The organism is Tersicoccus phoenicis, assembly GCF_001968835.1.
Lineage (GTDB): Bacteria > Actinomycetota > Actinomycetes > Actinomycetales > Micrococcaceae > Tersicoccus > Tersicoccus phoenicis.
Genome location: NZ_MRDE01000130.1, coordinates 1 through 2,210, shown reverse-complemented (window position 1 = coordinate 2,210; position 2,210 = coordinate 1). Strand labels below are relative to the sequence as shown.

The window sequence follows — 2,210 nt, the reverse complement described above, 5'->3', positions numbered from 1 at the left end:
CGCTCGCCACTACTAACGGAATCACTGTTGTTTTCTCTTCCTGCGGGTACTGAGATGTTTCACTTCCCCGCGTTCCCCCCGCACGCCCTATATATTCAGACGGCGGTGACCACACATGACATGCGGCCGGGTTACCCCATTCGGAAATCCTCGGATCACAGACCGGTTATCGTCTCCCCGAGGCTTATCGCAGATTCCCACGTCCTTCATCAGCTCCTGATGCCAAGGCATCCACCGTGTGCCCTTAGAAACTTACACACAGAACAATCAGAATTAAGATGCTCGCGTCCACTATGCAGTTCTCAAACAACAACCCCCGCACCCCGCCGGACCACCCCCACAGGGGTGCCGGCACGCCAGACACAGGGAACACCAGAAACAACCAGACCCCGCACCCCCACCCACCAGATCCCCAGCAACCAGGACGAGCACCCCCACCAACCGTGAGGAACACCCACCCAGCCACCAGGACCAGCAGAAGACGACGCCGGGCACCTGTTGTCCCAGGACCCAACAGTGTGTTGCCTAGGCCCACCACCCACCAGGGAGAACCAGCCACCGTCCCAACCCGACCACGAGCAACCACCCCACAACGGAAGCAGCCACCCCACCGGGCGTACTGAGCGGCCAGCCACCAGCACCGGCGACGGACACGAGTTTCGTTGATGTTCCACCCATGAGCACCCGCACCCACACCCAGGTGAGTCAACGGGCTTCTCCCTCTCACCCCCACGCGACCCCACCACTGAACGGCAGGACCACGACCAACCCGCCCACCACACAGCGTGGGCGACCCGGCCAGGGGTTCAAGTGCTCCTTAGAAAGGAGGTGATCCAGCCGCACCTTCCGGTACGGCTACCTTGTTACGACTTAGTCCCAATCGCCGGTCCCACCTTCGACGGCTCCCTCCCAAGGGTTAGGCCACCGGCTTCGGGTGTTACCAACTTTCGTGACTTGACGGGCGGTGTGTACAAGGCCCGGGAACGTATTCACCGCAGCGTTGCTGATCTGCGATTACTAGCGACTCCGACTTCACGTGGTCGAGTTGCAGACCACGATCCGAACTGAGACCGGCTTTTTGGGATTAGCTCCACCTCACAGTATCGCAACCCTTTGTACCGGCCATTGTAGCATGCGTGAAGCCCAAGACATAAGGGGCATGATGATTTGACGTCATCCCCACCTTCCTCCGAGTTGACCCCGGCAGTCTCCCATGAGTCCCCGGCATGACCCGCTGGCAACATGGAACGAGGGTTGCGCTCGTTGCGGGACTTAACCCAACATCTCACGACACGAGCTGACGACAACCATGCACCACCTGTGAACCGGCCACAAGTGGGGGACACATCTCTGCGCCTTTCCGGTCCATGTCAAGCCTTGGTAAGGTTCTTCGCGTTGCATCGAATTAATCCGCATGCTCCGCCGCTTGTGCGGGCCCCCGTCAATTCCTTTGAGTTTTAGCCTTGCGGCCGTACTCCCCAGGCGGGGCACTTAATGCGTTAGCTACGGCGCGGAGAACGTGGAATGTCCCCCACACCTAGTGCCCAACGTTTACGGCATGGACTACCAGGGTATCTAATCCTGTTCGCTCCCCATGCTTTCGCTCCTCAGCGTCAGTAACAGCCCAGAGACCTGCCTTCGCCATCGGTGTTCCTCCTGATATCTGCGCATTTCACCGCTACACCAGGAATTCCAGTCTCCCCTACTGCACTCCAGTCTGCCCGTACCCACTGCAGACCCGGGGTTGAGCCCCGGGCTTTCACAGCAGACGCGACAAACCGCCTACGAGCTCTTTACGCCCAATAATTCCGGACAACGCTTGCGCCCTACGTATTACCGCGGCTGCTGGCACGTAGTTAGCCGGCGCTTCTTCTGCAAGTACCCTCAACCAGACAACAGCCTGGCCTTGTTCCCTGCTGAAAGAGGTTTACAACCCGAAGGCCGTCATCCCTCACGCGGCGTCGCTGCATCAGGCTTTCGCCCATTGTGCAATATTCCCCACTGCTGCCTCCCGTAGGAGTCTGGGCCGTGTCTCAGTCCCAGTGTGGCCGGTCACCCTCTCAGGCCGGCTACCCGTCGTCGCCTTGGTGAGCCATTACCCCACCAACAAGCTGATAGGCCGTGAGTCCATCCAAAACCACCCGAAAGCTTTCCACCACCACCACATGCGTGGAATGGTCGTATCCAGTATTAGACCCAGTTTCCCAGGC

General features: G+C 59.5%; 2 rRNA genes. Both read right to left on the bottom strand.

From position 1 onward, the window contains the following. Positions 1-258: ribosomal RNA gene (locus BKD30_RS15450) — 23S ribosomal RNA — on the bottom strand; the annotation flags it as partial. Between the two features lie 563 nt (positions 259-821). After that, positions 822-2,210 (bottom strand): 16S ribosomal RNA (locus BKD30_RS15445); the annotation flags it as partial.